Source organism: Sporosarcina sp. USHLN248 (assembly GCF_037144575.1).
Classification (GTDB): Bacteria; Bacillota; Bacilli; order Bacillales_A; family Planococcaceae; genus Sporosarcina; species Sporosarcina contaminans.
Genome location: NZ_JBBCZC010000010.1, coordinates 1 through 22,599, shown reverse-complemented (window position 1 = coordinate 22,599; position 22,599 = coordinate 1). Strand labels below are relative to the sequence as shown.

39 protein-coding genes and 1 pseudogene are annotated in these 22,599 nt (G+C 42.1%); 38 read left to right on the top strand and 2 right to left on the bottom strand.

Going from position 1 to position 22,599, the window contains the following annotated elements; translation table 11 throughout:
- Positions 1–13 precede the first annotated feature (13 nt).
- From rplB to rpsI, 32 genes are all read left to right on the top strand, one after another.
- Complete coding sequence (gene rplB / locus WFH04_RS05800) at positions 14–844, top strand: 50S ribosomal protein L2 (protein WP_336823119.1); 831 nt, start codon at positions 14–16, stop codon at positions 842–844.
- A 60-nt stretch (positions 845–904) separates the two neighbouring features.
- Positions 905–1,183, top strand: a complete 279-nt coding sequence (gene rpsS / locus WFH04_RS05795; protein WP_336823118.1) for a 30S ribosomal protein S19 — start codon at positions 905–907, stop codon at positions 1,181–1,183.
- 20 nt (positions 1,184–1,203) lie between these two features.
- Positions 1,204–1,548 (top strand): 50S ribosomal protein L22, encoded by a 345-nt coding sequence (gene rplV, locus WFH04_RS05790; RefSeq protein WP_238080290.1) that lies wholly within the window; start codon positions 1,204–1,206, stop codon positions 1,546–1,548.
- A 3-nt stretch (positions 1,549–1,551) separates the two neighbouring features.
- The gene (gene rpsC / locus WFH04_RS05785) at positions 1,552–2,208 is read left to right on the top strand and encodes a 30S ribosomal protein S3 (RefSeq protein ID WP_336823117.1); all 657 of its coding nucleotides are present in this window, start codon (positions 1,552–1,554) and stop codon (positions 2,206–2,208) included.
- 1 nt (position 2,209) lies between these two features.
- Positions 2,210–2,644: a 50S ribosomal protein L16 gene (gene rplP / locus WFH04_RS05780; RefSeq protein ID WP_336823116.1), complete on the top strand. Its 435-nt coding sequence runs from the start codon at positions 2,210–2,212 to the stop codon at positions 2,642–2,644.
- Positions 2,634–2,834, top strand: a complete 201-nt coding sequence (gene rpmC / locus WFH04_RS05775) for a 50S ribosomal protein L29 (RefSeq protein ID WP_009499049.1) — start codon at positions 2,634–2,636, stop codon at positions 2,832–2,834. The genes rplP and rpmC overlap by 11 nt, the downstream gene beginning before the upstream one ends.
- A gap of 17 nt (positions 2,835–2,851) precedes the next feature.
- A complete protein-coding gene (gene rpsQ, locus WFH04_RS05770) occupies positions 2,852–3,115 on the top strand; it encodes a 30S ribosomal protein S17 (RefSeq protein ID WP_336823115.1) in 264 nt (87 codons plus the stop codon).
- A gap of 39 nt (positions 3,116–3,154) precedes the next feature.
- Entirely contained in the window at positions 3,155–3,523 is a 369-nt protein-coding gene (gene rplN / locus WFH04_RS05765; RefSeq protein WP_239430258.1) for a 50S ribosomal protein L14, read from the top strand.
- Positions 3,524–3,558: 35 nt separating this feature from the next.
- On the top strand, positions 3,559–3,870 hold the full coding sequence (gene rplX / locus WFH04_RS05760; protein WP_336823114.1) for a 50S ribosomal protein L24: 312 nt from the start codon (positions 3,559–3,561) through the stop codon (positions 3,868–3,870).
- Between the two features lie 26 nt (positions 3,871–3,896).
- Positions 3,897–4,436, top strand: a complete 540-nt coding sequence (gene rplE / locus WFH04_RS05755; RefSeq protein ID WP_336823113.1) for a 50S ribosomal protein L5 — start codon at positions 3,897–3,899, stop codon at positions 4,434–4,436.
- A 19-nt stretch (positions 4,437–4,455) separates the two neighbouring features.
- Positions 4,456–4,641 (top strand): 30S ribosomal protein S14, encoded by a 186-nt coding sequence (gene rpsN, locus WFH04_RS05750; protein ID WP_001085700.1) that lies wholly within the window; start codon positions 4,456–4,458, stop codon positions 4,639–4,641.
- Positions 4,642–4,670: 29 nt separating this feature from the next.
- Positions 4,671–5,069, top strand: coding sequence for a 30S ribosomal protein S8 (rpsH, locus tag WFH04_RS05745; RefSeq protein WP_067407722.1), 399 nt, complete (start codon positions 4,671–4,673; stop codon positions 5,067–5,069).
- 30 nt (positions 5,070–5,099) lie between these two features.
- A complete protein-coding gene (gene rplF, locus WFH04_RS05740; protein WP_336823112.1) occupies positions 5,100–5,639 on the top strand; it encodes a 50S ribosomal protein L6 in 540 nt (179 codons plus the stop codon).
- A 32-nt stretch (positions 5,640–5,671) separates the two neighbouring features.
- Entirely contained in the window at positions 5,672–6,034 is a 363-nt protein-coding gene (gene rplR / locus WFH04_RS05735) for a 50S ribosomal protein L18 (RefSeq protein WP_336823111.1), read from the top strand.
- Between the two features lie 22 nt (positions 6,035–6,056).
- Positions 6,057–6,557: a 30S ribosomal protein S5 gene (rpsE, locus tag WFH04_RS05730; protein ID WP_336823110.1), complete on the top strand. Its 501-nt coding sequence runs from the start codon at positions 6,057–6,059 to the stop codon at positions 6,555–6,557.
- A 13-nt stretch (positions 6,558–6,570) separates the two neighbouring features.
- Positions 6,571–6,753 (top strand): 50S ribosomal protein L30, encoded by a 183-nt coding sequence (rpmD, locus tag WFH04_RS05725; protein WP_336823109.1) that lies wholly within the window; start codon positions 6,571–6,573, stop codon positions 6,751–6,753.
- 33 nt (positions 6,754–6,786) lie between these two features.
- Positions 6,787–7,227, top strand: a complete 441-nt coding sequence (rplO, locus tag WFH04_RS05720; RefSeq protein WP_336823108.1) for a 50S ribosomal protein L15 — start codon at positions 6,787–6,789, stop codon at positions 7,225–7,227.
- Positions 7,227–8,519 carry a preprotein translocase subunit SecY gene (gene secY, locus WFH04_RS05715; protein ID WP_336823107.1) on the top strand — a complete coding sequence of 431 codons (1,293 nt, stop codon included), beginning with the start codon at positions 7,227–7,229 and terminating at the stop codon, positions 8,517–8,519. Before rplO ends, secY begins: the two co-directional genes overlap by 1 nt.
- A 51-nt stretch (positions 8,520–8,570) precedes the next feature.
- Entirely contained in the window at positions 8,571–9,224 is a 654-nt protein-coding gene (locus WFH04_RS05710) for an adenylate kinase (protein WP_336823106.1), read from the top strand.
- Between the two features lie 397 nt (positions 9,225–9,621).
- Complete coding sequence (locus tag WFH04_RS05705; RefSeq protein WP_336823105.1) at positions 9,622–9,744, top strand: hypothetical protein; 123 nt, start codon at positions 9,622–9,624, stop codon at positions 9,742–9,744.
- Positions 9,744–9,962, top strand: coding sequence for a translation initiation factor IF-1 (gene infA / locus WFH04_RS05700; RefSeq protein ID WP_060203457.1), 219 nt, complete (start codon positions 9,744–9,746; stop codon positions 9,960–9,962). Before WFH04_RS05705 ends, infA begins: the two co-directional genes overlap by 1 nt.
- A 39-nt stretch (positions 9,963–10,001) precedes the next feature.
- Entirely contained in the window at positions 10,002–10,115 is a 114-nt protein-coding gene (rpmJ, locus tag WFH04_RS05695) for a 50S ribosomal protein L36 (protein WP_076758849.1), read from the top strand.
- A gap of 24 nt (positions 10,116–10,139) precedes the next feature.
- On the top strand, positions 10,140–10,505 hold the full coding sequence (rpsM, locus tag WFH04_RS05690) for a 30S ribosomal protein S13 (RefSeq protein WP_336823104.1): 366 nt from the start codon (positions 10,140–10,142) through the stop codon (positions 10,503–10,505).
- Positions 10,506–10,530: 25 nt separating this feature from the next.
- On the top strand, positions 10,531–10,920 hold the full coding sequence (gene rpsK, locus WFH04_RS05685; RefSeq protein ID WP_184209308.1) for a 30S ribosomal protein S11: 390 nt from the start codon (positions 10,531–10,533) through the stop codon (positions 10,918–10,920).
- A 134-nt stretch (positions 10,921–11,054) separates the two neighbouring features.
- Positions 11,055–11,999, top strand: coding sequence for a DNA-directed RNA polymerase subunit alpha (locus WFH04_RS05680; RefSeq protein WP_336823103.1), 945 nt, complete (start codon positions 11,055–11,057; stop codon positions 11,997–11,999).
- Positions 12,000–12,029: 30 nt separating this feature from the next.
- Positions 12,030–12,410 carry a 50S ribosomal protein L17 gene (rplQ, locus tag WFH04_RS05675; RefSeq protein WP_336823102.1) on the top strand — a complete coding sequence of 127 codons (381 nt, stop codon included), beginning with the start codon at positions 12,030–12,032 and terminating at the stop codon, positions 12,408–12,410.
- A gap of 651 nt (positions 12,411–13,061) precedes the next feature.
- Positions 13,062–13,907, top strand: coding sequence for an energy-coupling factor ABC transporter ATP-binding protein (locus tag WFH04_RS05670; protein WP_336823101.1), 846 nt, complete (start codon positions 13,062–13,064; stop codon positions 13,905–13,907).
- A complete protein-coding gene (locus WFH04_RS05665) occupies positions 13,883–14,752 on the top strand; it encodes an energy-coupling factor ABC transporter ATP-binding protein (protein WP_336823100.1) in 870 nt (289 codons plus the stop codon). Before WFH04_RS05670 ends, WFH04_RS05665 begins: the two co-directional genes overlap by 25 nt.
- Positions 14,752–15,549, top strand: a complete 798-nt coding sequence (locus WFH04_RS05660) for an energy-coupling factor transporter transmembrane component T family protein (RefSeq protein ID WP_336823099.1) — start codon at positions 14,752–14,754, stop codon at positions 15,547–15,549. The genes WFH04_RS05665 and WFH04_RS05660 overlap by 1 nt, the downstream gene beginning before the upstream one ends.
- Before the next feature lie 6 nt (positions 15,550–15,555).
- The gene (gene truA / locus WFH04_RS05655; RefSeq protein WP_336823098.1) at positions 15,556–16,302 is read left to right on the top strand and encodes a tRNA pseudouridine(38-40) synthase TruA; all 747 of its coding nucleotides are present in this window, start codon (positions 15,556–15,558) and stop codon (positions 16,300–16,302) included.
- A 170-nt stretch (positions 16,303–16,472) separates the two neighbouring features.
- On the top strand, positions 16,473–16,910 hold the full coding sequence (gene rplM / locus WFH04_RS05650; protein ID WP_336823097.1) for a 50S ribosomal protein L13: 438 nt from the start codon (positions 16,473–16,475) through the stop codon (positions 16,908–16,910).
- 19 nt (positions 16,911–16,929) lie between these two features.
- Positions 16,930–17,322, top strand: a complete 393-nt coding sequence (gene rpsI / locus WFH04_RS05645) for a 30S ribosomal protein S9 (protein ID WP_336823096.1) — start codon at positions 16,930–16,932, stop codon at positions 17,320–17,322.
- A 135-nt stretch (positions 17,323–17,457) separates the two neighbouring features.
- Here rpsI and WFH04_RS18330 read toward each other — a convergent pair whose 3' ends face one another.
- Positions 17,458–17,547: an SMR family transporter gene (locus WFH04_RS18330; RefSeq protein WP_408020172.1), complete on the bottom strand. Its 90-nt coding sequence runs from the start codon at positions 17,545–17,547 to the stop codon at positions 17,458–17,460.
- 274 nt (positions 17,548–17,821) lie between these two features.
- Here WFH04_RS18330 and WFH04_RS05640 point away from each other — a divergent pair, with 274 nt between their 5' ends.
- On the top strand, positions 17,822–18,685 hold the full coding sequence (locus WFH04_RS05640; RefSeq protein ID WP_336823095.1) for a CPBP family glutamic-type intramembrane protease: 864 nt from the start codon (positions 17,822–17,824) through the stop codon (positions 18,683–18,685).
- Between the two features lie 84 nt (positions 18,686–18,769).
- Positions 18,770–19,639, top strand: coding sequence for a VanY-A/VanY-F/VanY-M family D-Ala-D-Ala carboxypeptidase (gene vanY, locus WFH04_RS05635; RefSeq protein WP_336823094.1), 870 nt, complete (start codon positions 18,770–18,772; stop codon positions 19,637–19,639).
- A 168-nt stretch (positions 19,640–19,807) separates the two neighbouring features.
- On the opposite strand, the pseudogene WFH04_RS05630 reads toward vanY, so the two are convergent.
- A pseudogene (locus tag WFH04_RS05630) lies at positions 19,808–20,454 on the bottom strand (sulfite exporter TauE/SafE family protein).
- A 223-nt stretch (positions 20,455–20,677) separates the two neighbouring features.
- Here WFH04_RS05630 and WFH04_RS05625 point away from each other — a divergent pair.
- From WFH04_RS05625 to WFH04_RS05610, 4 genes are all read left to right on the top strand, one after another.
- Positions 20,678–21,034, top strand: a complete 357-nt coding sequence (locus tag WFH04_RS05625) for a hypothetical protein (RefSeq protein ID WP_336823093.1) — start codon at positions 20,678–20,680, stop codon at positions 21,032–21,034.
- A 155-nt stretch (positions 21,035–21,189) separates the two neighbouring features.
- Positions 21,190–21,492, top strand: a complete 303-nt coding sequence (locus WFH04_RS05620; protein ID WP_336823092.1) for a hypothetical protein — start codon at positions 21,190–21,192, stop codon at positions 21,490–21,492.
- A gap of 276 nt (positions 21,493–21,768) precedes the next feature.
- Complete coding sequence (locus WFH04_RS05615) at positions 21,769–21,954, top strand: hypothetical protein (protein WP_336823091.1); 186 nt, start codon at positions 21,769–21,771, stop codon at positions 21,952–21,954.
- A gap of 106 nt (positions 21,955–22,060) precedes the next feature.
- Positions 22,061–22,378: a hypothetical protein gene (locus WFH04_RS05610; protein WP_336823090.1), complete on the top strand. Its 318-nt coding sequence runs from the start codon at positions 22,061–22,063 to the stop codon at positions 22,376–22,378.
- Positions 22,379–22,599 lie beyond the last annotated feature (221 nt).

Below are 22,599 nucleotides of genomic sequence, written 5' to 3'. Positions count from 1 at the left end.
GGAGGGAACAACAATGGCGATTAAGAAATACAAACCTACCTCCAACGGACGTCGTAACATGACAAGCTCTGACTTCTCTGCGATTACTACAGACAAGCCGGAAAAATCATTGCTTACACCGGTAAAACGGAAAGGCGGCCGTAACAACCAAGGTAGGACTACTGTTCGTCACCAAGGTGGAGGCCACAAGCGCCAATACCGTGTCATCGACTTCCAACGCCGGAAAGATGGCATTCCAGGACGCGTTGCTACGATCGAATACGATCCAAACCGTTCTGCTAATATTGCTCTTATCAACTATGTTGATGGAGAAAAACGTTACATCCTTGCTCCAAAAGGTTTGGAAGTGGGCATGACTGTTATGTCAGGACCTGAAGCGGACATCCGCGTAGGGAACTCACTGCCACTTGAAAACATTCCAATGGGTTCTACAATCCATAACATCGAATTGAAACCTGGTAAAGGTGGACAATTGGTTCGTTCTGCTGGTACTTCCGCACAATTGCTTGGACGTGAAGGCAAATATGTAATCATTCGTCTACAATCAGGAGAAGTTCGTATGATCCTTTCAACTTGCCGTGCAACAATCGGTCAAGTGGGCAACGAGCAACACGAATTGATCAACATCGGTAAAGCAGGTCGTTCTCGCTGGATGGGCAAACGTCCAACAGTACGTGGATCTGTTATGAACCCTAACGATCACCCACACGGTGGTGGTGAAGGACGTACACCAATTGGCCGTCCGAGCCCAGTTACACCTTGGGGTAAACCAGCTCTTGGTTACAAAACTCGTAAGAAAAACAACAAATCCGACAAACTTATCGTTCGTCGCCGTAAAAAATAATGTGATACAACTGCGGTTCAACGACTGGACCGTAGTACGATCACGGAGGGAGGTTTCGACATGGGCCGCAGCTTGAAAAAAGGACCTTTTGCAGACGATCATCTTATGAAAAAGGTTGACGCACAAAAAGATGCACAGAAAAAACAGGTCATTAAAACATGGTCTCGCCGTTCTACAATCTTCCCGTCATTCATCGGTTTGACAATTGCCGTTTATGACGGTCGCAAACACGTACCAGTTTACGTGACTGAAGATATGGTTGGTCATAAATTAGGTGAATTCGTACCTACGCGCACATACAAAGGCCATGGTGCCGACGATAAGAAAACAAAACGCTAATTTGAGAGGAGGTATTCCTGATGCAACAAGCAAAAGCTACTGCCCGCACAGTCCGTATTGCTCCTCGCAAAGTCCGTTTGGTCGTTGATCTTATCCGGGGCAAGAAAATCGGTGAAGCTGTCGCGATTCTACGCCTGACGCCTAAAGCGGCATCTCCGGTTGTAGAAAAAGTATTGAAATCAGCGATTGCAAACGCTGAACACAACTATGAAATGGATGTTGAGAACCTCATCGTAAGCGAAGTGTTCGTAGACGAAGGTCCAACAATGAAACGTTTCCGTCCACGTGCACAAGGTCGTGCAAGTGCGATCAACAAACGTACGAGCCACATTACTGTAGTGGTATCTGAAAAGAAGGAGGGGTAATTCGTGGGTCAAAAAGTACATCCTAATGGTTTACGGGTTGGCGTTATTCGTGACTGGGATTCGAAATGGTATGCTGAAAAAGACTATGCGGATCTATTGCACGAAGACTTGAAAGTCCGTGAATACATCGAACAACGCTTAGTGGATGCAGCGGTTTCCAAAGTGGAAATCGAAAGAGCCGCAAAGCGCGTTAACATTACAATTCACACTGCGAAGCCAGGTATGGTGATTGGTAAAGGCGGTTCTGAAGTAGAAGCACTTCGTAAACAGCTTAACGAAATCACTGGCAAGCGTGTTCACATTAATATCGTAGAAATCAAACGTGCTGATCTTGACGCGAAATTGGTTGCAGAATCAATCGCTCGTCAACTTGAAAGCCGTGTATCTTTCCGTCGTGCACAAAAACAAGCAATTCAACGTACAATCCGTGCTGGCGCAAAAGGTATCAAAACACAAGTATCCGGACGTCTTGGCGGTGCCGACATCGCTCGTGCGGAGCACTATAGTGAAGGAACTGTTCCTCTTCATACATTACGTGCTGACATTGACTATGCACACGCAGAAGCTGACACTACATATGGTAAGCTCGGCGTTAAAGTATGGATCTACCGGGGAGAAGTCCTTCCAGTGAAGAAGAACTCTGAGGAAGGAGGCAAATAATATGTTAATGCCTAAACGCGTTAAACACCGTCGTGTATTCCGTGGGAAAATGCGCGGGATGACAAAAGGCGGCGCATCTGTTCAATTTGGTGAATTCGGTCTTCAAGCGACTGAATCTGGTTGGATCACAAATCGCCAAATCGAATCTGCCCGTATTGCAATGACACGTTATATGAAACGTGGCGGTAAAGTTTGGATCAATATTTTCCCACACAAGCCATATACAAAGAAGCCTCTTGAAGTCCGGATGGGTTCCGGTAAAGGTGCTGTAGAAGGCTGGGTAGCGGTAGTTAAACCTGGTCGTGTGATGTTTGAAATCGCAGGTGTGTCTGAAGAAGTTGCACGCGAAGCGCTTCGACTCGCATCTCACAAACTGCCTGTGAAGAGCAAGTTTGTAAAACGTGAAGAAATTGGTGGTGAGTCTAATGAAAGCTAAAGAAATCCGTGACTTGACAACTGCAGAGATCGAGCAAAAAGTGAAATCACTGAAAGAAGAGCTTTTCAACCTTCGCTTCCAATTAGCGACAGGACAATTAGAAAACACTGCACGCATCCGTGAAGTACGCAAATCGATTGCGCGCATGAAAACTGTTATACGTCAAAGAGAGATCAGTGCAAATAACTGATGAAGGAGGTTGCAGCCATGACTGAGCGTAATCAGCGCAAAGTGTATACAGGCCGTGTCGTATCAGACAAAATGGATAAAACCGTTACTGTAATGGTAGAGACACACAAAAAGCATTCTTTATACGGCAAACGTGTAAAGTATTCTAAGAAATTCAAGGCCCATGACGAATTAAACGAAGCTAAAATCGGCGATATCGTTCGCATTATGGAAACACGCCCGCTATCAGCGACAAAGCGTTTCCGTCTCGTTGAAGTAGTCGAGAAAGCGGTCATCATCTAATAACGTTCGGATATTTTATTCCGAGAGGAGGTAGCCTCAATGATTCAACAAGAAAGTCGTATGAAAGTTGCCGATAACTCAGGAGCACGTGAAGTTCTGACAATTAAAGTTCTTGGTGGAACAGGCCGTAAAACTGCAAACATCGGTGACGTCGTTGTTGTAACAGTGAAAAAAGCAACACCAGGTGGCGTTGTCAAGAAAGGCGACGTGGTTAAAGCTGTTATCGTCCGTACGAAAAGTGGGGTTCGTCGTAAAGATGGCTCCTACATTACATTCGACGAAAACGCATGTGTCATCATCCGTGACGACAAGAGCCCACGTGGAACACGTATTTTCGGACCAGTTGCTCGTGAACTTCGCGACAACAACTTCATGAAAATCATTTCACTTGCTCCAGAAGTTCTTTAATCACATGACAGTGCCAATCAAGGAGGTGCGATAGAATGCACGTTAAAAAAGGCGATAAAGTTATGGTTATCACCGGAAAAGATAAAGGCAAAACAGGCGTTATCTTAGCTGCTTATCCGAAAAAGGATCGCGTGCTTGTAGAAGGTGTTAACATCGTGAAAAAGCATACGAAGCCTAACCAAGTAAATCCTCAAGGCGGAATTGTCAGCCAAGAGGCGGCTATCCATGTATCCAATGTCATGCCGATTGATCCTAAGACAGGCGAGCCAACTCGTGTAGGATATAAAATCGAAGATGGCAAAAAGATTCGTATTGCTAAAAAATCCGGTGAAGCGCTGGACAAATGAGTAATGGATGAAAGGAGGTCCAACTGATGAGCCGATTAAAAGAGAAATTTTCGAAAGAAATCACACCTGCTCTTATGAGCAAGTTTGAATATAGTTCAGTAATGCAAGTACCTAAAGTAGAAAAAATCGTTATCAACATGGGTGTAGGCGACGCTGTCCAAAACTCAAAAGCACTTGATGCTGCAGTTGAAGATTTAACGATTATCTCAGGTCAAAAACCTGTTGTTACAAAAGCGAAAAAATCAATCGCTGGATTCCGTCTACGTGAAGGAATGCCTATCGGAGCTAAAGTTACACTTCGTGGCGATCGTATGTACGAATTCCTCGACAAGTTAATTTCAGTTTCACTTCCACGTGTACGTGACTTCCGTGGTGTTTCTAAAAAAGCATTCGACGGTCGCGGAAACTACACACTTGGTGTGAAGGAACAACTTATTTTCCCTGAAATTGACTACGATAAAGTATCTAAAGTACGCGGAATGGATATCGTCATCGTTACGACTGCTAATACAGACGAAGAAGCACGCGAGTTGTTGACGCAGTTCGGCATGCCGTTCCAAAAGTAAACTAAAGGGAGGCGAAAACGTGGCTAAGAAATCAATGATCGCTAAACAGAAACGTACGCCAAAGTTCAAAGTACAAGAATATACACGTTGCGAGCGCTGTGGTCGTCCGCATTCCGTATATCGCAAATTTAAACTTTGCCGTATTTGTTTCCGCGAACTTGCATATAAGGGACAAATTCCTGGCGTTAAAAAAGCTAGTTGGTAATCCCCTAACTTGGGAAGGAGGTTAATGGAATGACAATGAGTGATCCGATTGCAGATATGCTTACACGCATCCGTAACGCGAACATGGTTCGCCACGAGAAGCTTGAAGTACCTGCTTCAAACATGAAAAAACAAATCGCTGAAATCTTGAAACGTGAAGGTTTCGTTCGCGATGTTGAATATGTGGAAGATAGCAAACAAGGCATTATCCGCATTTTCCTTAAATATGGTCAAAACAATGAGCGTGTTATCACTGGTCTTAAACGTATCTCAAAACCTGGTCTTCGTGTTTATGCAAAAACAAATGAAGTTCCAAAAGTTTTGAACGGCCTTGGTATCGCCCTCGTCTCTACATCACACGGCGTACTTACTGACAAGGAAGCCCGCGCTAAACAAGTAGGCGGAGAAGTCGTAGCTTACGTTTGGTAATCTGTAACAAATGAATGGAGGTGCAATTGGATGTCCCGAATTGGTAATCGTCCTATCGAAGTTCCTGAAGGCGTGACTGTTACATTAGGAGAAAACAATGTAGTCACTGTTAAAGGACCTAAAGGCGAATTGACAAATACATTTAACAAAGATATTAAGATCGAACAGGAAGGCAACATCATTACTGTAAGCCGTCCTTCAGATTCAAAAGAACACCGTTCAATCCACGGAACAACACGTTCACTTCTTAACAATATGGTAGTGGGTGTTTCCCAAGGTTTCGAACGCGCTCTTGAGCTAATCGGTGTTGGTTACCGTGCACAGCTTCAAGGCAAAAAGCTTGTCTTGAACGTCGGCTACTCTCACCCGGTTGAGTTCACACCAGAAGATGGTGTAGAAGTTGAAGTTCCTTCAAACACAAAAGTTATCGTTCGCGGTATCAACAAAGAACGCGTAGGTGCTCTTGCTTCGAATATCAGACAAGTTCGTCCGCCAGAGCCTTATAAAGGTAAAGGTATCAAGTATGAAGGCGAACATATCCGTCGTAAAGAAGGTAAGACAGGTAAATAATGCCGCTTAGGCATCCGGAAGGAGTGACCACGATGATCACAAAACAAGATAAGAATGTAGTCCGTAAAAAACGTCATGCACGTGTGCGTACGAAAATTAGCGGATCTGCAGCTCGTCCACGTTTGAATGTATATCGTTCAAACAAACATATCTATGCACAACTAATCGATGATGTGAACGGCGTTACGATTGCTAGTGCTTCCACTATGGATAAAGGATTCGAGATGGATTCCAAAGCGAATGCAGAAGCAGCAGCTAAAGTCGGCGAGATGATCGCGAAGAAAGCAGCTGAAAAAGACGTAAAGTCGGTTGTTTTCGACCGTGGCGGATACTTATTCCATGGCCGTGTTAAAGCTCTTGCGGACGCAGCACGCGAAAATGGACTGGAATTTTAATTAAGAAGGAGGGACATATTTCATGCGTCGTAATGATCAAAATAGAAGTGAATTCGAAGAACGCGTAGTTACGATTAACCGCGTAGCGAAAGTGGTTAAAGGTGGACGTCGTTTCCGCTTTACTGCTCTTGTCGTTGTCGGAGATAAAAACGGCCGCGTCGGTTTCGGTACTGGAAAGGCACAGGAAGTTCCAGATGCGATCCGTAAGGCAATCGAAGATGCGAAAAAGAACCTGATCGAAGTGCCAATGGTTAACGGAACAACTCCGCACGAAATCCTTGGACGCTTTGGTGCTGGACAAATTCTTATTAAGCCAGCAGCACCTGGTACCGGAGTTATCGCCGGCGGACCTGTCCGTGCGGTACTTGAACTTGCAGGAATCACGGATATCCTTTCAAAATCCTTGGGATCAAGCACACCAATCAACATGGTGCGTGCAACAATTGAAGGGTTGAAGAATTTGAAACGCGCTGAAGAAGTTGCGAAATTGCGCGGCAAATCCGTTGAAGAACTGTTAGGTTAAGGGGGGAATAACAATGGCAAATAAACTTGAAATCACCCTTACGAAAAGTGTAATCGGTGCAAAACCGGCACAACGTAAAACAGTCGAAGCTCTTGGTTTACGCAAATTAAACCAAACAGTTGAACATGAAGATAACGTAGCAATCCGTGGCATGATCAACAAAGTAAGCCACTTAGTTACTGTTAAAGAAAACTAATGCACATTTTCGAAATAAGGAGGTGCCGATAAGATGAAATTGCACGAAATGAAACCAGCTGAAGGTGCTCGTAAAGCACGCAAACGTATTGGTCGTGGAATCGGTTCCGGTACAGGTAAAACTTCCGGTAAAGGACACAAAGGTCAAAAAGCTCGTTCAGGCGGTGGCGTGCGTCTTGGATTTGAAGGTGGTCAAATTCCTTTATTCCAACGTCTTCCTAAGCGTGGATTCACGAACATCAACCGTAAAGAGTATGCGATCGTGAACCTTGACGTACTTAATCGTTTTGAAGAGGGCACGGAAGTCACTCCTGAATTGCTAATTGAAACTGGAATCGTGAGCAATGAAAAATCAGGTATTAAGATTCTTGGAAACGGAATTCTTGAGAAAAAGATTACTGTCAAAGCTCATAAATTCTCTGCTTCTGCCAAAGACGCTATCGAGAAAGCGGGCGGGAAAACCGAGGTGGTATAATGTTTCAGACAATCTCCAACTTTATGCGCGTTAGAGATATAAGGTCTAAAATCATTTTCACACTACTTGTACTCATCGTTTTTAGGCTTGGAACATTTATTCCTGTCCCAAACGTTGATGCTACTGCGTTACAACAAACAAACAACCAATTCATTGGATTTCTAAACACATTTGGCGGTGGCGCGTTATCTCAGTTCTCCATCTTTGCGATGGGAATCATGCCATATATCACCGCTTCCATCATTGTGCAATTATTGCAGATGGATGTCGTTCCGAAGTTCACTGAATGGGCGAAGCAAGGCGATGTCGGAAGACGGAAGCTTGCTCAATTCACAAGATATTTCACAGTCGTCCTCGCTTTCATCCAAGCGATTGCCATGTCATTTGGATTTAACCAAATGTTTGGCGGTACTTTGATCCAAGATGAGGGGATATCAACGTATATCGTGATTGCGATTGTCTTGACTGCTGGAACATCGTTTTTATTATGGCTTGGTGAACAAATCACGGCGAAAGGTGTTGGAAATGGTATTTCCATTATCATCTTCGCAGGGATTGTCGCGGGCATTCCAAACGCTGTTAACCAACTGTACGCAACTCAAATTCAAGATGCAGGTGACGCTTTGTTCATCCGAATTGCAACGATGGTATTGCTATTGATCGTCATTGTGGCGATTATTGTCGGAGTCGTTTATGTACAAGAAGCACTTCGTAAAATTCCTATTCAGTATGCAAAACGTATGACAGGCCGCGGGCAATCGACTGCGGGACAACAAACACATCTGCCGTTGAAATTGAATGCTGCTGGGGTTATTCCAGTAATCTTTGCTGTGGCGTTCTTTATAACACCACAACAATTAGCTGCATTTTTTGGCGATAATAGTGTGACGAAATTCATTACGAGAACATTTGATTACAATCAACCAGTCGGAATGATTCTCTATGTAGCACTTATCCTTGCTTTTACATATTTCTACGCATTCATTCAAGTGAATCCGGAAAATATGGCTGATAATCTGAAGAAGCAAGGCGCTTATATCCCAGGCATTCGCCCAGGGCAAAATACGCAAAAGTATTTAACAAGCACTTTATATAGACTGACATTCGTCGGCTCGATTTTCCTTGCTGTCGTTGCAGTCATGCCGATTTTCTTCATCAATTTAGCAAACCTTCCACAGTCCTTGCAAATTGGTGGAACGAGCTTGCTCATCGTCGTAGGGGTTGCCCTTGAAACGATGAAACAGCTTGAGTCACAATTAGTGAAACGGCATTATAAAGGCTTTATGAAATAAGCAACTGATAGATCTTTTCTATCGGCTGTCAAAGGATGGAGGGCAAGACGTATGAATATCGTATTAATGGGTCTGCCGGGTGCCGGAAAAGGCACGCAAGCAGATAAAATTGTCGAAAAGTACGAAATCCCTCATATTTCTACAGGCGATATGTTCCGTGCTGCAATTCAGGAAGGCACGGAACTTGGAGTCAAAGCAAAATCGTTCATGGATCAAGGTGCACTTGTCCCTGATGAGGTGACAATTGGCATTGTCCGCGAACGATTAAGCAAGTCCGATTGCGATAATGGATTCCTGCTTGATGGTTTTCCACGTACAGTTGCGCAGGCTGAAGCATTAGATGCGTTGCTTGCGGACATGGGACGGAAAATAGAGCATGTACTCAACATCAAAGTAGACAAAGATGAGCTTGTCGCAAGATTGACCGGTCGCAGAATTTGCAAAGTATGCGGCACATCCTACCACTTGCAATTCAACCCACCGAAGGTTGAAGGCGTTTGTGATAAGGATGGCGGGGAACTTTATCAGCGAGCGGATGACAATCCGGAAACTGTCACGAACCGTCTGGAAGTAAATATGAATCAAACAGCACCGCTGCTAGCATTCTATGATGCAAAAGGCGTGTTGACGAACATAGATGGGCAACAGAACATCAATGATGTTTTTGAAGATTTGGACGCTATCTTGCAAGGGAGCGGACAGTAATCCTTTCCGGGCGCAATCCATGCACGCCATATTGTGGGCAGCATCGCCCTGTTGCGCGGAAAGAACGCTCAACTTCGTTCTTATATGAATGAAGACAGTGCCTCTGGCGGTTGCCAAATTTTCTTTTACATGAAATTGGGCGCAATTACGTCGAGGCGTAATTGAATTAGCGAGCTGCAAAAGCATATGGTGCCCGGTATAGGTACTGGTTGATTTCCGATCATGATACAGTTCGTAAACTCGGCAAATGCATGTGTCCAACAAAATGGGTATAATGTAGATGTCAAAAGAACAGTATCCTAACATTGGAACTCACCAACGGCTATTCCTGTTGATCGTGTCTTTTCCGATGGAGCATTCCATTTAAAGTCGGGGACTGACGTACGGGAAACAAAATGTGACAGACGTCTTTCGAACATCACTCATGCAATCCGGACATATGTTGAAGGAAGCTTTGAAGGCGACTGCTGCCGCTCGATGGTTAGGACCTTTATTGGATATAGAAGGGAGACAGGATTGATGGCGAAGGACGACGTAATTGAAGTTGAAGGAACCGTAGTCGAAACGTTGCCGAACGCGATGTTCAAGGTTGAATTGGAAAATGGTCATACGATTCTTGCACACGTTTCAGGCAAGATTCGCATGCATTTCATCCGCATCCTACCTGGCGACAAAGTGACGATGGAACTTTCGCCTTATGATTTAACACGCGGTCGTATCACATACCGTTTCAAATAAACTTTTGCAACTCCGGAATATTGAAGGAGGTTGGGTAAGATGAAAGTAAGACCATCTGTAAAACCGATCTGCGAAAAATGTAAAGTTATTCGCAGACGCGGCCGAGTAATGGTAATCTGTGAAAATCCAAAACATAAACAACGACAAGGTTAATACAAAGGGAGGTGCACAATCTATATGGCACGTATTGCTGGTGTAGACGTACCGCGCGATAAGCGCGTTGTCATTTCATTGACATACATTTATGGAATCGGTAAAACAACTGCACAAAAAGTTCTTGCGGCTGCAGGCGTTTCAGAAGAAACTCGCGTTCGTGATCTAACGGATGCAGAACTTGATAAAATTCGTGAACAAATTGATGCGTTAAAAGTTGAAGGGGATCTTCGCCGTGAAACTTCACTTAACATCAAACGTTTGATGGAAATCGGAAGCTTCCGTGGAATCCGTCACCGTCGCGGTCTTCCTGTTCGCGGACAAAACACGAAAAACAATGCACGTACACGTAAAGGTCCTAAACGGACAGTTGCTAACAAAAAGAAATAATAGGTAAAGGAGGTTTTTCGTAGACATGGCACGTAAACAACAAACACGTAAACGTCGTGTGAAAAAGAATATTGAAACTGGTATCGCGCATATCCGTTCAACATTCAACAATACAATCGTTACGATCACTGATAGCCACGGGAATGCCCTTTCTTGGTCTAGTGCTGGTGCACTTGGATTCCGTGGATCTCGTAAATCAACTCCGTTTGCTGCACAAATGGCTGCAGAAACTGCTGCAAAAGCTTCAATGGAACATGGTTTGAAATCATTGGAAGTTACAGTTAAAGGACCTGGCGCAGGACGTGAAGCTGCAATTCGTTCTTTGCAAGCTGCTGGTCTTGAAGTAACTGCAATCAGAGACGTTACTCCAGTTCCTCACAACGGTTGCCGCCCGCCAAAACGTCGTCGTGTGTAATGGTTTGTTCTCCAATTGATTGAAAAACACAATTTATGGCAAAACTGAATTGTGTGATTACATTTTGCTGTTTTTGATGATCGATTTCAATATGGAACGGCCTATACATTAGACGTTTGAAGGAGGGTAAATGAATGATCGAGATTGAAAAACCGAAGATTGAAACAGTTATGATCAGTGAAGATTCCAAGTTCGGTAAATTTATTATCGAACCATTGGAGCGTGGATATGGAAACACTTTAGGGAATTCCTTGCGCCGCATTCTTCTTTCCTCATTGCCAGGGGCTGCCGTGACATCTATCCAGATCGACGGTGTTCTTCATGAATTCTCTACAATTGAAGGTGTCTTTGAAGACGTTGCAACAATTATTTTGAATGTGAAGAAACTTGCTCTCAAAATCTATTCAGATGATGAGAAAGTGATTGAAATAGATGTAAAAGGCGAAGGTACAGTAACGGCTGCGGATATTACTCACGACAGTGATGTAGAAATCCTAAATCCGGATCTTCATATTGCTACGCTTGGTAAAAATGGACATCTGCGTATGCGCATGTACGCCGTACGTGGGCGAGGATATGCACCTTCCGATCAAAACAAACGTGAGGATCTTGCGATTGGTGTTATTCCGATCGACTCTATTTACACTCCAGTTTCACGCGTCAATTTCCAAGTCGAGAACACTCGTGTAGGTCAGAGCACGAACTTTGACAAGTTGACGTTTGACGTTTGGACAGATGGCAGCATCGGTCCGAAAGAAGCTGTTTCGCTCGGAGCAAAAATCCTGACGGAGCATCTGAACATATTTGTCGGAATGACTGACGAAGCACAAGCTGCGGAAATCATGGTGGAAAAAGAAGAAGATCAGAAAGAGAAAGTGCTTGAGATGACGATCGAAGAGCTTGACCTTTCCGTGAGATCTTATAACTGCCTGAAACGCGCAGGCATCAATACGGTCTTGGAGCTTGCAAATAAGTCTGAGGACGAAATGATGAAAGTGCGTAATCTTGGCCGTAAATCACTTGAAGAAGTGAAGGCGAAATTGGACGAGTTGAACCTCGAGTTGCGCTCGGAAGATTAACAACATATAGATTGAAGGAGGGAAACTTCTATGGCATACAGAAAACTTGGACGTACAAGTTCACAACGTAAAGCGATGCTACGCGATTTGGCGACAGATCTTATCGTACATGAGCGCATCCAAACAACTGAAGCACGTGCAAAAGAATTGCGTTCAGTTGTTGAAAAGATGATTACGCTTGGTAAACGTGGTGATTTGCACGCACGTCGTCAAGCTGCTGAGTTCATTCGTCGTGAAGTTGTAAAAACTGCTGACGAGGAAGGCAACGAGAAAGAAATCTTTGCACTTCAAAAATTATTTGATAACGTTGCACCACGCTATGCAGACCGCCAAGGTGGTTACACACGTATCATGAAAATGGGACCTCGCCGCGGTGACGGAGCACCTGTCGTCGTAATTGAACTTGTTTAATTCAAAAGCTGACGGTTTCAATGCTTATAGTTGGACGCATTGAATGGATTTATCCATAAACTTGTTGGTCTATTGAAACAAAGAAGAGTTAGGTTCTTTGAAGGGTGTGTCTGTCGTACGCACAGCCACACCCTTTTTTTATACTTATGATTTATACGACAATATTAAAAGCTGAGTGTTATGATTGACGGCCATTGCCGATTGGTCTAGCTCTACGTACCTCGTCCGCTGATTCGGATTGAGCACCCGGTTCAGAATAGATATGAGCGCATTTCTTCGGATGAGGTGCGCGCTTTTTTTATTTATATACATACTTGAGTTAATTTCGAAGCAATCTTTTTCAATACAAAATCCAAATACATTTGATTTTTAATGGTCGATTTCTACGTATATGGCTTTATTTTTTTCTTTCAATCAATAATCGGTCATTAAAGAAGAAATATGAATTGACGTTCAGAAACAAGTCGTTATGAAATTTACTCAACTATGTATATAAAGCAATTAATAAAGTAAATGGTTTTCATTACAGGCGGATGCTTTCTGCGGGCATGGCTTCCGTAGCTATCTTTAAATGTGCGTATTTTTCTTTCTATCAAGTAATTACGAAGTCAAGTTTCATACATAATTTCGAAAACAACGGGGGTGACCGGATTGAAAGAAATTTTATCGATGGATCATGTGACATTTGCATATGACAGCGAAGAGGGAAACAGTAGGAATGCAGTTGAGAATATAAGTTTTACAGTAAATGACGGAGAGTGGATTGCGATTGTTGGCCATAATGGCTCTGGTAAATCCACGCTTGCCAAATTGATGATCGGCTTGATGTTCCCAAAAGAAGGTACGATTAAAGTTTTTTTAGAAGAATTAAAAGATGAGAATCTATGGGATATCCGTTCGCAAATGGGCATTGTTTTCCAAAATCCCGACAATCAATTTGTTGGCTCTACTGTACAGGACGATGTCGCGTTCGCTTTAGAGAACAATGGCGTGCCTTTTGAAGAAATGGTGCCACGTGTACACGAAGCTTTGTCCCAAGTGAAAATGGACCAATTCATGAATCATGAACCGCATCATTTATCTGGAGGTCAGAAACAGCGTGTGGCGATTGCCGGTGCATTAGCTTTGCAGCCAAAGCTATTAATTTTGGACGAGGCGACTTCCATGTTGGACCCGCAAGGACGGGAGGAAGTGATTGGAGTGGTCGGGGAGCTTAGGCGGCAAACCGGTTTAACGGTTATCTCCATTACACATGACCTTGAGGAAGTGTTACTGGCAGACCGGGTGATCGTCATGAACCAAGGGAAAATGTTAAGGTCAGGGAAGCCAGAAGAAATTTTCGCTCATGGTGATGAGCTGGAGTCGATCGGCTTGGACTTGCCATTTGCGCAAAGAATATCCCGTATGCTGCGCAAAGACGGTCTAAACATCAAAGGGGAACATATGACAGAAGAAGAGTTGGTGAATGAATTATGGACATCGCACTTCAACAAGTAGAATATTCGTATGCCAAAGGGACGCCATTCGAGAAAAGAGCTTTATATGAGGTGAATGCTGTTATTCCTTCCAATTCATATACTGCGATTATTGGTCATACAGGCTCCGGCAAGTCGACGTTGCTGCTCCATTTAAATGGTTTATTGAAACCGACTGAAGGGGAAGTGCGCATCGGTGACCTGACAATTACCTCTGAGACGAAGGGGAAGGCCTTGAAGGATGTCCGGAAGCATGTCGGCATTGTTTTTCAGTTTCCTGAACATCAACTCTTCGAGGAAACCGTTGAAAAGGATATAATGTTTGGACCAATGAATTTTGGTGTGCCGGAAGAGGAAGCAAGGCGGCGAGCTTTGGAATTGATCGAGCTTTTAGGGTTGCCTTCTGATGTCTCTCAGAAGTCACCGTTCGAATTGTCGGGTGGGCAAATGCGGCGTGTTGCGATTGCAGGCGTACTTGCTTTTAAGCCATCCATCCTTATATTGGACGAGCCCACTGCAGGGCTCGATCCAAGAGGTCGTAAAGAGATTATGGAATTATTTGCGCGGCTTCATAAAGAAGAAGGTCTCACAACGATCCTTGTTACTCATAGTATGGAGGATGCGGCACGCTACGCTGATCAGATTATCGTCATGCACGAAGGGCGCTCTGTGCTCTCAGGAACGCCTGAAGAAGTGTTTGCAGAGGAAGAGCTGCTTTCCTCCTTCCGCCTTGGCCTGCCGCGTTCTGTAGCCTTTCAGCGTGATGTCGAGAAACTTATCGGTAAACCGCTCGGCGGTATTGCGCTAACAGAAGAGCAACTATCTGCTTCCATCGCGGCTGCATTGAAGGAAGAAGGTGGCCAATAGTGTTGGAAAAAATGATTTTTGGAAGGTATGTGCCGGGTGACTCATTCGTCCATCGGCTCGATCCGCGTTCCAAATTAATATTCGTTTTTTTATTTATCGTCGCAGTTTTTTTAGCAAATAATACTGCAACGTATGTCATTTTATTGGCGTTTACATTAATCGTTATCCTATCATCGCGCATTCGTCCTTATTTTTTATTTAACGGATTAAAGCCGATTCTATTTTTAATTATTTTCACCTTGCTCATGCATATTATTTTTACTAAAGAAGGAGCATTGGTGTTCGAGTGGAAGTTCATCCGAATTTATGAGGAAGGGATTCGGCAAGGGATTTACATATCGGTCCGTTTTTTAGTGTTGGTGCTTATAACGACTGTATTGACGCTAACGACTTCGCCGATTTCCATTACGGACGGCATGGAAACATTGCTAAATCCATTGAAGCGATTGAAATTACCGGTCCACGAGTTGGCGCTTATGATGTCGATTTCGCTCCGTTTTATTCCAACATTGATGGACGAGACGGATAAAATTATGAAGGCACAGTTGGCCCGTGGTTCCGATTTAACGAGCGGAACGATGAAAGAACGAATCAAGGCTGTGGTTCCGCTTTTAGTGCCATTATTCGTCAGCGCATTTAAACGGGCTGAAGATTTAGCGATTGCGATGGAAGTGCGTGGCTATCGTGGAGGAGAAGGAAGGACAAGGTATCGGCAATTGCAATGGGGCTGGCGGGACACGCTTATCCTTTTTGTATTTGCTGCACTCGTTGCAGCCTTGTTTTGGTTCAGGGGGTAAATTGAAATGAATCGAGTGAAAGCTACGGTCGCATATGATGGCACAAATTTTGCAGGCTATCAATTCCAACCCAAAATGCGCACTGTCCAATCAGAGATCGACAAGGCGCTCAGAAAGCTGCATAAAGATCCTGCCATTTACTCGGTAGCGAGCGGCAGAACGGATGCAGGTGTACATGCATGGGGCCAAGTGATCCATTTCGATACTCCACTTGAGTTGGAATTGGATCGGTGGCAAATGGCGTTAAATGTTTTGCTTCCAAAAGATATCCGTATTGTCGGAACGGAATATGTTGATGATGAGTTCCACGCGCGCTATTCAGCGACCGGGAAGACGTATATGTTCAAGTGGTCGTATAGCGAAGTACAAAGCCCTTTTGATCGGAATTATTCCGTCCATTTAGGGAAGTGGCGACCAGATATCGAGCGTATGCGGGAAGCAGCACACTATTTTATTGGCACGCATGATTTTACGAGCTTTTGCTCATCGAAAACAGCGACATCGACGAAAGTGCGTACAGTTCGTGAATTGACGCTTACGAAGAGGGATGAAGAGCTGATTATGATGATTGAAGGAAACGGCTTTTTATACAATATGGTGCGCACTATAGCGGGGATGCTGTTCGCAGTTGGAATCGGCTGGAACGACCCTGAAGATATGAAGAAAATCATCGAAGCAAAAGATCGCAAAAAAGCGGGTAAAACTGCGCCAGCTCACGGTTTGTACTTGATGAGTGTGACATATGATGACTGAGCCAACTTTTCCAGGTGTTTTCTATGAAAATGCTTGACTTAAAGCGGTAAACGATATAAGATGGTAAATGGTATTTCAATAACCCCACAATAAGCCCCGGAAAGTTTATTTGTGTTTAGGGATAGAGAAAACGGAACAATTTGATTTGAAAACTTAGGAGGAAACAACACATGCGTACAACATTCATGGCTAAAGGTCACGAAGTAGAGCGTAAATGGCTCGTTGTCGACGCTGAAGGACAGACGCTTGGACGTCTTGCTTCTGAAGTTGCATCTATTTTGCGCGGCAAAAACAAGCCAACGTTCACGCCACACGTTGACACTGGCGATCACGTAATCATTATCAATGCTGAAAAAATCCAATTGACTGGCAATAAATTAAACGACAAAATCTACTACCGTCACACGAACCACCCAGGCGGTATCAAGTCTCGTACAGCGCTTGAAATGCGTACAAACTACCCAACAAAAATGTTGGAACTAGCAGTAAAAGGCATGCTTCCAAAAGGTCCATTAGGTCGTCAAACGATCAAAAAACTTCATGTTTACGCTGGACCGGAACATCCACATGCGGCACAAAAACCAGAAGCATATGAGCTTCGCGGATAATTAAGAGGAGGAAACACTTTTGGCACAAGTACAATATATCGGCACTGGCCGTCGTAAAAGCTCAGTAGCTCGTGTACGTCTCGTACCTGGCGATGGAAAAATCGTCGTAAACAAACGCGACGTAGAAGACTACGTACCATTCGAAACACTTCGTGAAGTGATTAAACAACCACTCGTGGCAACTCAAACTCTTGGCAGCTACGATATCCATGTAAACGTCCACGGCGGCGGTTACACTGGTCAAGCAGGCGCAATCCGTCACGGTGTTGCTCGTGCACTTCTTAACGTAGACCCTGACTTCCGTGCTCCATTGAAAGCAGCAGGTCTTCTAACACGTGACGCACGCATGAAAGAACGTAAGAAATACGGTCTTAAAGGCGCTCGTCGTGCACCTCAATTTTCAAAACGTTAATATTGGCTACATGCCGATGTTTACAGCCTCTTCCCGAGAGAATCGGGAAGGGGTTTTTTTATGCCAAAATTCTTAATACTAAGACACAAACAATAACTCCAAAAATAGATGAGACACGAAATAGGCTCATCTTTTTTATAAAAGGGATGACTCGACAGAAGAAGATACTACTGTACCAATTCCTGTCCACACAGAAAAGGCAACGGATAGATCAATGGTTTCCATGGCGCTTGATGGAGAAGCTAATAATAAATCCACCATTTAAGATGAAATTATGAAACGGAGATCGGAACTATTGAGAAATAGAAAAGCAATGCAAAATCCTTGTAATATATTATCCAATAATCGGCTAATGGAATAAAGTTTAGTGAGTTGTTTCCCAATAGTAGATGTGGATAGTAGGGTTATTCTTATTACTGAAATTAAGAAAATTGAAACTACGGACATGCTTGATACGTAGTATAACATTACCACATTAATTATAGGGGGATATTCTCAAATGAGTTCTTCGAAATTCAGTGTCAGTCGGCTGCTTTTGTACTTTGTGCTCGTATCACTATTTCTATTTGTATCGGGAAATGTTGTCGGACGATATTTGGTAGAAACTCAAGGTATAGATAAACAAAAAGCCGTACTTTTACAAGGTGTAATTTTTACGGGGTTAACGCTTGTTGTAATGTTTATACTGAAAAGAAAAAATCCAGACCTGTTCAAAAATATTGGTTTGAAGGGCGTGAATTCATCATCTAAGTTGTTGGTCGGAATTGCATTGCCTTTTATTTTACTCGTATCAGGCATTTTTACAGCTTATTTATTTGGAGGCATAGAAAATGTCAGCTTGAACTTAACGAAAAATGTTATCATTGCTATTTTAATCAATTCAGTGACGGCATTTATGTATGAGGCGTTTCCAGAAGAAGTTTTTATCCGTGGACTAATATTTGAAGAGTTGCATAAGAAATATAGATTTCTCATCTCTTTGATTTTACAACCGTTAATTTTCATTTGTGTGCCGATTATGGTGATGGGTATTGCGTCAATATTCTTTGGTGATCCATTTGCAGTAACTATAGACTATTTTATTTTACTCTTTACTTTTGGAATTGCTCTACAGCTATATAGAAAGTATACAGGAACACTATGGATGAGTATTATCTTTCATATTGTTTATCTTGAAGTGGCTAGATATATCTCAATAGGAGGCATGTATGACTCAGATGTTGCTCTATTAAAGTTTGATGAGGCATTTGGGGGATTTATGACACTATACTTGTCTTTTCTGTTTATAGTGATATTAAGTGTGGTAGTGTTGTCAGTTTTGTTACTAATTGACAAAAGAAAAAATAAGGAAGTACTTTATTAAGAAAAATTTAAGAATTACCCTACTCTTTTTTTAAGAAGTTTTAGCTACTCTTTTAATGTAGGAGAAATAGGAGGTAGCTTAAAAATGAAGAAGTGGGGCTTTTTAGTTTTATTAATAGCGTGCTTGTGTTTTGTTTTCATAAAAAATGGCTCTTTTTTCGAACCAAAAGCAGATGTTCCAAACGTAGAAGTAGAGGAAAATGATCAAGGAGAGGATATTGATAATATCCAAACTATAAAGATTACAGAAGAACAAATTTATCAAGGGGATCTGCTTTTAGTCAATAGTGAATATCCTGTTCGCCAAGAAGGTATAAAATCCGATGTCGTCAATCTTTTTACACAAAATGAGTTGGTAAAGGGATACGGATTGTTGTATAACGATACTTATTTGTCAGAGGAGATCGCACATAAATTTTCAAAAATGATTGCTTCCGCAAAAAAAGAAGGAGTTGATAATTTCTGGATTACTAGTGGCTACCGCAACTTTGATGAGCAAAGAAAACTTTATCAAGAAATGGGCTCTGATGCTGCTTTGCCTGCCGGATATAGCGAACATAATTTGGGGTTATCGCTTGATGTTGGAACTACTCAAACGACGATGGCTAAAGCACCTGAAGGAGAGTGGATAGAAAAAAATGCTTGGAAACACGGGTTCATTTTACGATATCCACAAGATAAATCTGACATAACGGGCATACAATACGAACCATGGCATATCCGCTATGTTGGGTTGCCGCATAGTGCGATTATGAAGAAAAAGGATTTTGTTTTAGAAGAGTATTTAGATTACCTAAAGGAGAAAAAGAAGATTTCGGTTAAGATTGAAGGTGAAAAATATACAGTTTCTTATTACCCTCTTTCAGAAAACATGATCATTAATACACCCATCAATCAGGAATATGTGATTTCAGGTGACAATATGGATGGAGTCATTGTGACCGTTTATGAATGATAAGTGATCTCTTGAAACTAATTTATTATAAAGTCGAATCAAAGGAAGACTAAATTTATAGGTGAAAAATATCCACGAACGGGCGCTTTATCTTTAGTAAGAAGGCGTCTTTTTTTATGCATCTAAACAAAAGATTTTTAAAATTTCTACCTAAATTTTTATTTAATCCTATTCTACGGTCATTTGTATAATTAAAAGAATTGTTACGAATCTAAGAAGTGGCTTTACATGTTCGGTGTTTAGTTTGCGAGCTAGTCTTACTCCGAACTGCGCACCTACGATTCCTCCAAGCATTAATGTTAAAGTGAGTGGCCAAATGATTTTACCAGCTGCGATATAGGTGATGGCAGATCCAAAGCAACTCGCAAAAACGCCAATTCTAAGCCAACTGCTCGAATATAAGCTATTTTTCGACTTGCATATAAGTACAACGCAAGCGTGCTGCTTCCTGGTTCAAACATTCCATCGTACATTCCTATACCAATCAGTGCAGGACCAGATTTATAATTAACATTAAACTGTTCAGTACCATCAAAATTACCGTTACTTAGGAAAGAAGTTACAAATGCAAAGCTTAATAAAAGTATTGCAATGATTGTCAGCATACTTCCACTTAAAAAGGACGCAATAAGTCCACCTAAAATACCTCCCCCTAGACAGAACATGAGGACCGACAATGCTTCTTTCATGGAAACTTCTTTACTCTTAAAGATGACAAGAAAGCTTGAGAGTGAACTGACCGTATTGGAAACCTTGTTCGCACCGATTGCTGAATGCACTGGTATTCCCATAAGTAACATCGCTGGTAAGCTAATCAGTCCAGCACCTCCTACCAACGTGCCAACTACATTACCTATAATTCCAATCGAAAAAATACAAAAAATTCTATCGTCTAGCCTTCTCTCCAGAGCCTTAACGTATATTTAGCCTACCACACAGTAAAAATGGTGACCCATTTCGTCATTTAATTGAATGTGCAGGGAATTACCAAGTGTATGTTGAATAGTAATGTAATGAAGTCGTTGAGGGAGAAAGATTATGAATAAACTCAAAGAATACTATAAGGAAAGGGCGTTTAGCCTGTTTGGAAAAAGGCCTCACAATGGAGGTAGGACAACATTTGCCCAATTAAGGATTATCCCCGAGTATATAGTGGACTTGGAAAGTGGGCAAGTTACTGGCCAAGTCAAACATAATGATAAGGTATATTTGACTGTCTTTGTAAATGTTCATAGCCAAACTACCGTGGCTAAAGGAAGTCTTATAGGAATTTATAAACATACGAAACCTTTTAAGAGGAAGAACTATATAGAATATATGATAGATGAGGCTAAATTTTTAATTGAAAATGAAATAGCTGATCCAAAAGAAGATTATCGTAGGAACTTCAACTAAAAAGCATATAAGTTTTAAAGAGCATAGAGATAATTCTCTTTTATTTAGGCAATTATAGAATCCAAATTTAGTTATCTTTATAAGTAACAACATCCTGTCGGATCGATTCGTTCAAGCAGCAATCCAAATCCACGATTCATGAAGGGGGGAAGCGTATGATCTATTTCATTATGCCTGCCGTGGTAGCATTAATTGGTACTCTTATTTTGTCATTGGTTTTTAAAAATTCTTCGAAAGCGGATAAAGGAGTTGAGTTGAATTATTTTAAATTATCGTATAGACGAAAAATGATTAGAACACTCGCAAACATTCCGATAATCATTTTGCTACTCATCGTTCTTTACAGCTTTTCAAACTGGAGTACGTTGGGAAATACATTAATCGGGTTATTTTTTGTTTTCCTATTTTTAATACAGATCGTTTATAACTTTTTTATGTGGAAAAGGAATGAAGCTTAAACTGTGATTGTGCCAAGTAAATTACGATTACTAACGGGCAATCAGAATCTACCGTATTTGAAGATGTAGATAAACTTAGCCATTGACTGAGGAATGTAAGAATTAGTATGAAGGGGGGACCATCATTTGGGTAAGAATAAAAAAGTAGGAATTGCATTGGGTGTTTTATCTATACGATATCATTCATTTCAAAAATGTATTAAAAGACAATGAACTACAGTAGCTATACATTATCAAGCTCCGCAATTAAAATGCATTGTGGGGGAGGAATCGGTTATGGAAAGCAATCATTCATGGAACGTAAAGGAACCAGTTCAAATCGTTGTAAATTGTATTCAACAATGTTTAAAAGATCATACAAGTCCATTGGTTGTTTCGATAGATGGCGGGAGTGGCGCAGGTAAATCATCAATTGCGTCTGAAGTAGCCTCATACATAGGGGGCTACAGTCGTTCAATGTGATGATTTTTTCAATATTAAAATACCTGACGGGGATTGGGACACTTTCTCACTTGAAAAGAGATGCCGTTACTGTATTGATTGGGAGAGATTACGCAATGAGGCTCTGTTGCCTTTGCTTAAAGGGAAAAAGGCAGCATATCACCCGTTCTATCTTTTGACTGCGAACGATTTATCAACAAGGGTAGAGAAGGAACCTTCACAAATTATACTTCTTGATGGAATATACAGTTCATATTGGTTAGCTGATTTGGTCCACCTTTCAGTGCTTGTAGATGTATCATCTGAAGTTCGGTATAAGCGCCATAATTTAAGGGAAGATACTGACGATACGGAATGGCATTTGCGTTGGGATCCTGTTGAAGACTACTACTTTTCGGTTCTTCGTTCTCCAGACACATTTGACTTGGTCGTTGGGAATGAATGATAGTTGGGAACAGAATTGTAACTATAAAATGAAGATTCAGCAGTGAAAACTTTTTAAACGATCAGCGCGGATATAGTGGAAAATGACAAAGAATCCATTACAATGGATTCTTCAGACTGTAGACAAACACCAGGAATTTTTGGTGTTTGCCTACAGTCTTTTTTCTTTTAAAATAGAAGTAATACTAGAAAAGTTGATTTCCACTGCGGTCGGACGCTTTC

Excerpts from the sequence above, each read along its gene's own strand:
- rpsS (WP_336823118.1), top strand. The coding sequence starts at position 905 with ATGGGCCGCAGCTTGAAAAAAGGACCTTTTGCAGACGATCATCTTATG.
- truA (WP_336823098.1), top strand. The coding sequence starts at position 15,556 with ATGAATCGAGTGAAAGCTACGGTCGCATATGATGGCACAAATTTTGCA.
- rpsE (WP_336823110.1), top strand. The coding sequence starts at position 6,057 with ATGCGTCGTAATGATCAAAATAGAAGTGAATTCGAAGAACGCGTAGTT.
- rplV (WP_238080290.1), top strand. The coding sequence starts at position 1,204 with ATGCAACAAGCAAAAGCTACTGCCCGCACAGTCCGTATTGCTCCTCGC.
- rplN (WP_239430258.1), top strand. The coding sequence starts at position 3,155 with ATGATTCAACAAGAAAGTCGTATGAAAGTTGCCGATAACTCAGGAGCA.
- WFH04_RS05665 (WP_336823100.1), top strand. The coding sequence starts at position 13,883 with ATGGACATCGCACTTCAACAAGTAGAATATTCGTATGCCAAAGGGACG.
- rplF (WP_336823112.1), top strand. The coding sequence starts at position 5,100 with ATGTCCCGAATTGGTAATCGTCCTATCGAAGTTCCTGAAGGCGTGACT.
- rpsK (WP_184209308.1), top strand. The coding sequence starts at position 10,531 with ATGGCACGTAAACAACAAACACGTAAACGTCGTGTGAAAAAGAATATT.
- secY (WP_336823107.1), top strand. The coding sequence starts at position 7,227 with ATGTTTCAGACAATCTCCAACTTTATGCGCGTTAGAGATATAAGGTCT.
- rpsH (WP_067407722.1), top strand. The coding sequence starts at position 4,671 with ATGACAATGAGTGATCCGATTGCAGATATGCTTACACGCATCCGTAAC.
- rplR (WP_336823111.1), top strand. The coding sequence starts at position 5,672 with ATGATCACAAAACAAGATAAGAATGTAGTCCGTAAAAAACGTCATGCA.
- WFH04_RS05680 (WP_336823103.1), top strand. The coding sequence starts at position 11,055 with ATGATCGAGATTGAAAAACCGAAGATTGAAACAGTTATGATCAGTGAA.
- WFH04_RS05620 (WP_336823092.1), top strand. The coding sequence starts at position 21,190 with ATGATCTATTTCATTATGCCTGCCGTGGTAGCATTAATTGGTACTCTT.
- rplO (WP_336823108.1), top strand. The coding sequence starts at position 6,787 with ATGAAATTGCACGAAATGAAACCAGCTGAAGGTGCTCGTAAAGCACGC.
- WFH04_RS05710 (WP_336823106.1), top strand. The coding sequence starts at position 8,571 with ATGAATATCGTATTAATGGGTCTGCCGGGTGCCGGAAAAGGCACGCAA.
- rplM (WP_336823097.1), top strand. The coding sequence starts at position 16,473 with ATGCGTACAACATTCATGGCTAAAGGTCACGAAGTAGAGCGTAAATGG.
- vanY (WP_336823094.1), top strand. The coding sequence starts at position 18,770 with ATGAAGAAGTGGGGCTTTTTAGTTTTATTAATAGCGTGCTTGTGTTTT.
- infA (WP_060203457.1), top strand. The coding sequence starts at position 9,744 with ATGGCGAAGGACGACGTAATTGAAGTTGAAGGAACCGTAGTCGAAACG.
- rplB (WP_336823119.1), top strand. The coding sequence starts at position 14 with ATGGCGATTAAGAAATACAAACCTACCTCCAACGGACGTCGTAACATG.
- rpmD (WP_336823109.1), top strand. The coding sequence starts at position 6,571 with ATGGCAAATAAACTTGAAATCACCCTTACGAAAAGTGTAATCGGTGCA.
- rplE (WP_336823113.1), top strand. The coding sequence starts at position 3,897 with ATGAGCCGATTAAAAGAGAAATTTTCGAAAGAAATCACACCTGCTCTT.
- WFH04_RS18330 (WP_408020172.1), bottom strand. The coding sequence starts at position 17,547 with ATGGAAACCATTGATCTATCCGTTGCCTTTTCTGTGTGGACAGGAATT.
- rpmJ (WP_076758849.1), top strand. The coding sequence starts at position 10,002 with ATGAAAGTAAGACCATCTGTAAAACCGATCTGCGAAAAATGTAAAGTT.
- rplP (WP_336823116.1), top strand. The coding sequence starts at position 2,210 with ATGTTAATGCCTAAACGCGTTAAACACCGTCGTGTATTCCGTGGGAAA.
- rpsQ (WP_336823115.1), top strand. The coding sequence starts at position 2,852 with ATGACTGAGCGTAATCAGCGCAAAGTGTATACAGGCCGTGTCGTATCA.
- WFH04_RS05625 (WP_336823093.1), top strand. The coding sequence starts at position 20,678 with ATGAATAAACTCAAAGAATACTATAAGGAAAGGGCGTTTAGCCTGTTT.
- rpmC (WP_009499049.1), top strand. The coding sequence starts at position 2,634 with ATGAAAGCTAAAGAAATCCGTGACTTGACAACTGCAGAGATCGAGCAA.
- rplQ (WP_336823102.1), top strand. The coding sequence starts at position 12,030 with ATGGCATACAGAAAACTTGGACGTACAAGTTCACAACGTAAAGCGATG.
- rplX (WP_336823114.1), top strand. The coding sequence starts at position 3,559 with ATGCACGTTAAAAAAGGCGATAAAGTTATGGTTATCACCGGAAAAGAT.
- WFH04_RS05640 (WP_336823095.1), top strand. The coding sequence starts at position 17,822 with ATGAGTTCTTCGAAATTCAGTGTCAGTCGGCTGCTTTTGTACTTTGTG.
- rpsM (WP_336823104.1), top strand. The coding sequence starts at position 10,140 with ATGGCACGTATTGCTGGTGTAGACGTACCGCGCGATAAGCGCGTTGTC.
- WFH04_RS05615 (WP_336823091.1), top strand. The coding sequence starts at position 21,769 with ATGGAAAGCAATCATTCATGGAACGTAAAGGAACCAGTTCAAATCGTT.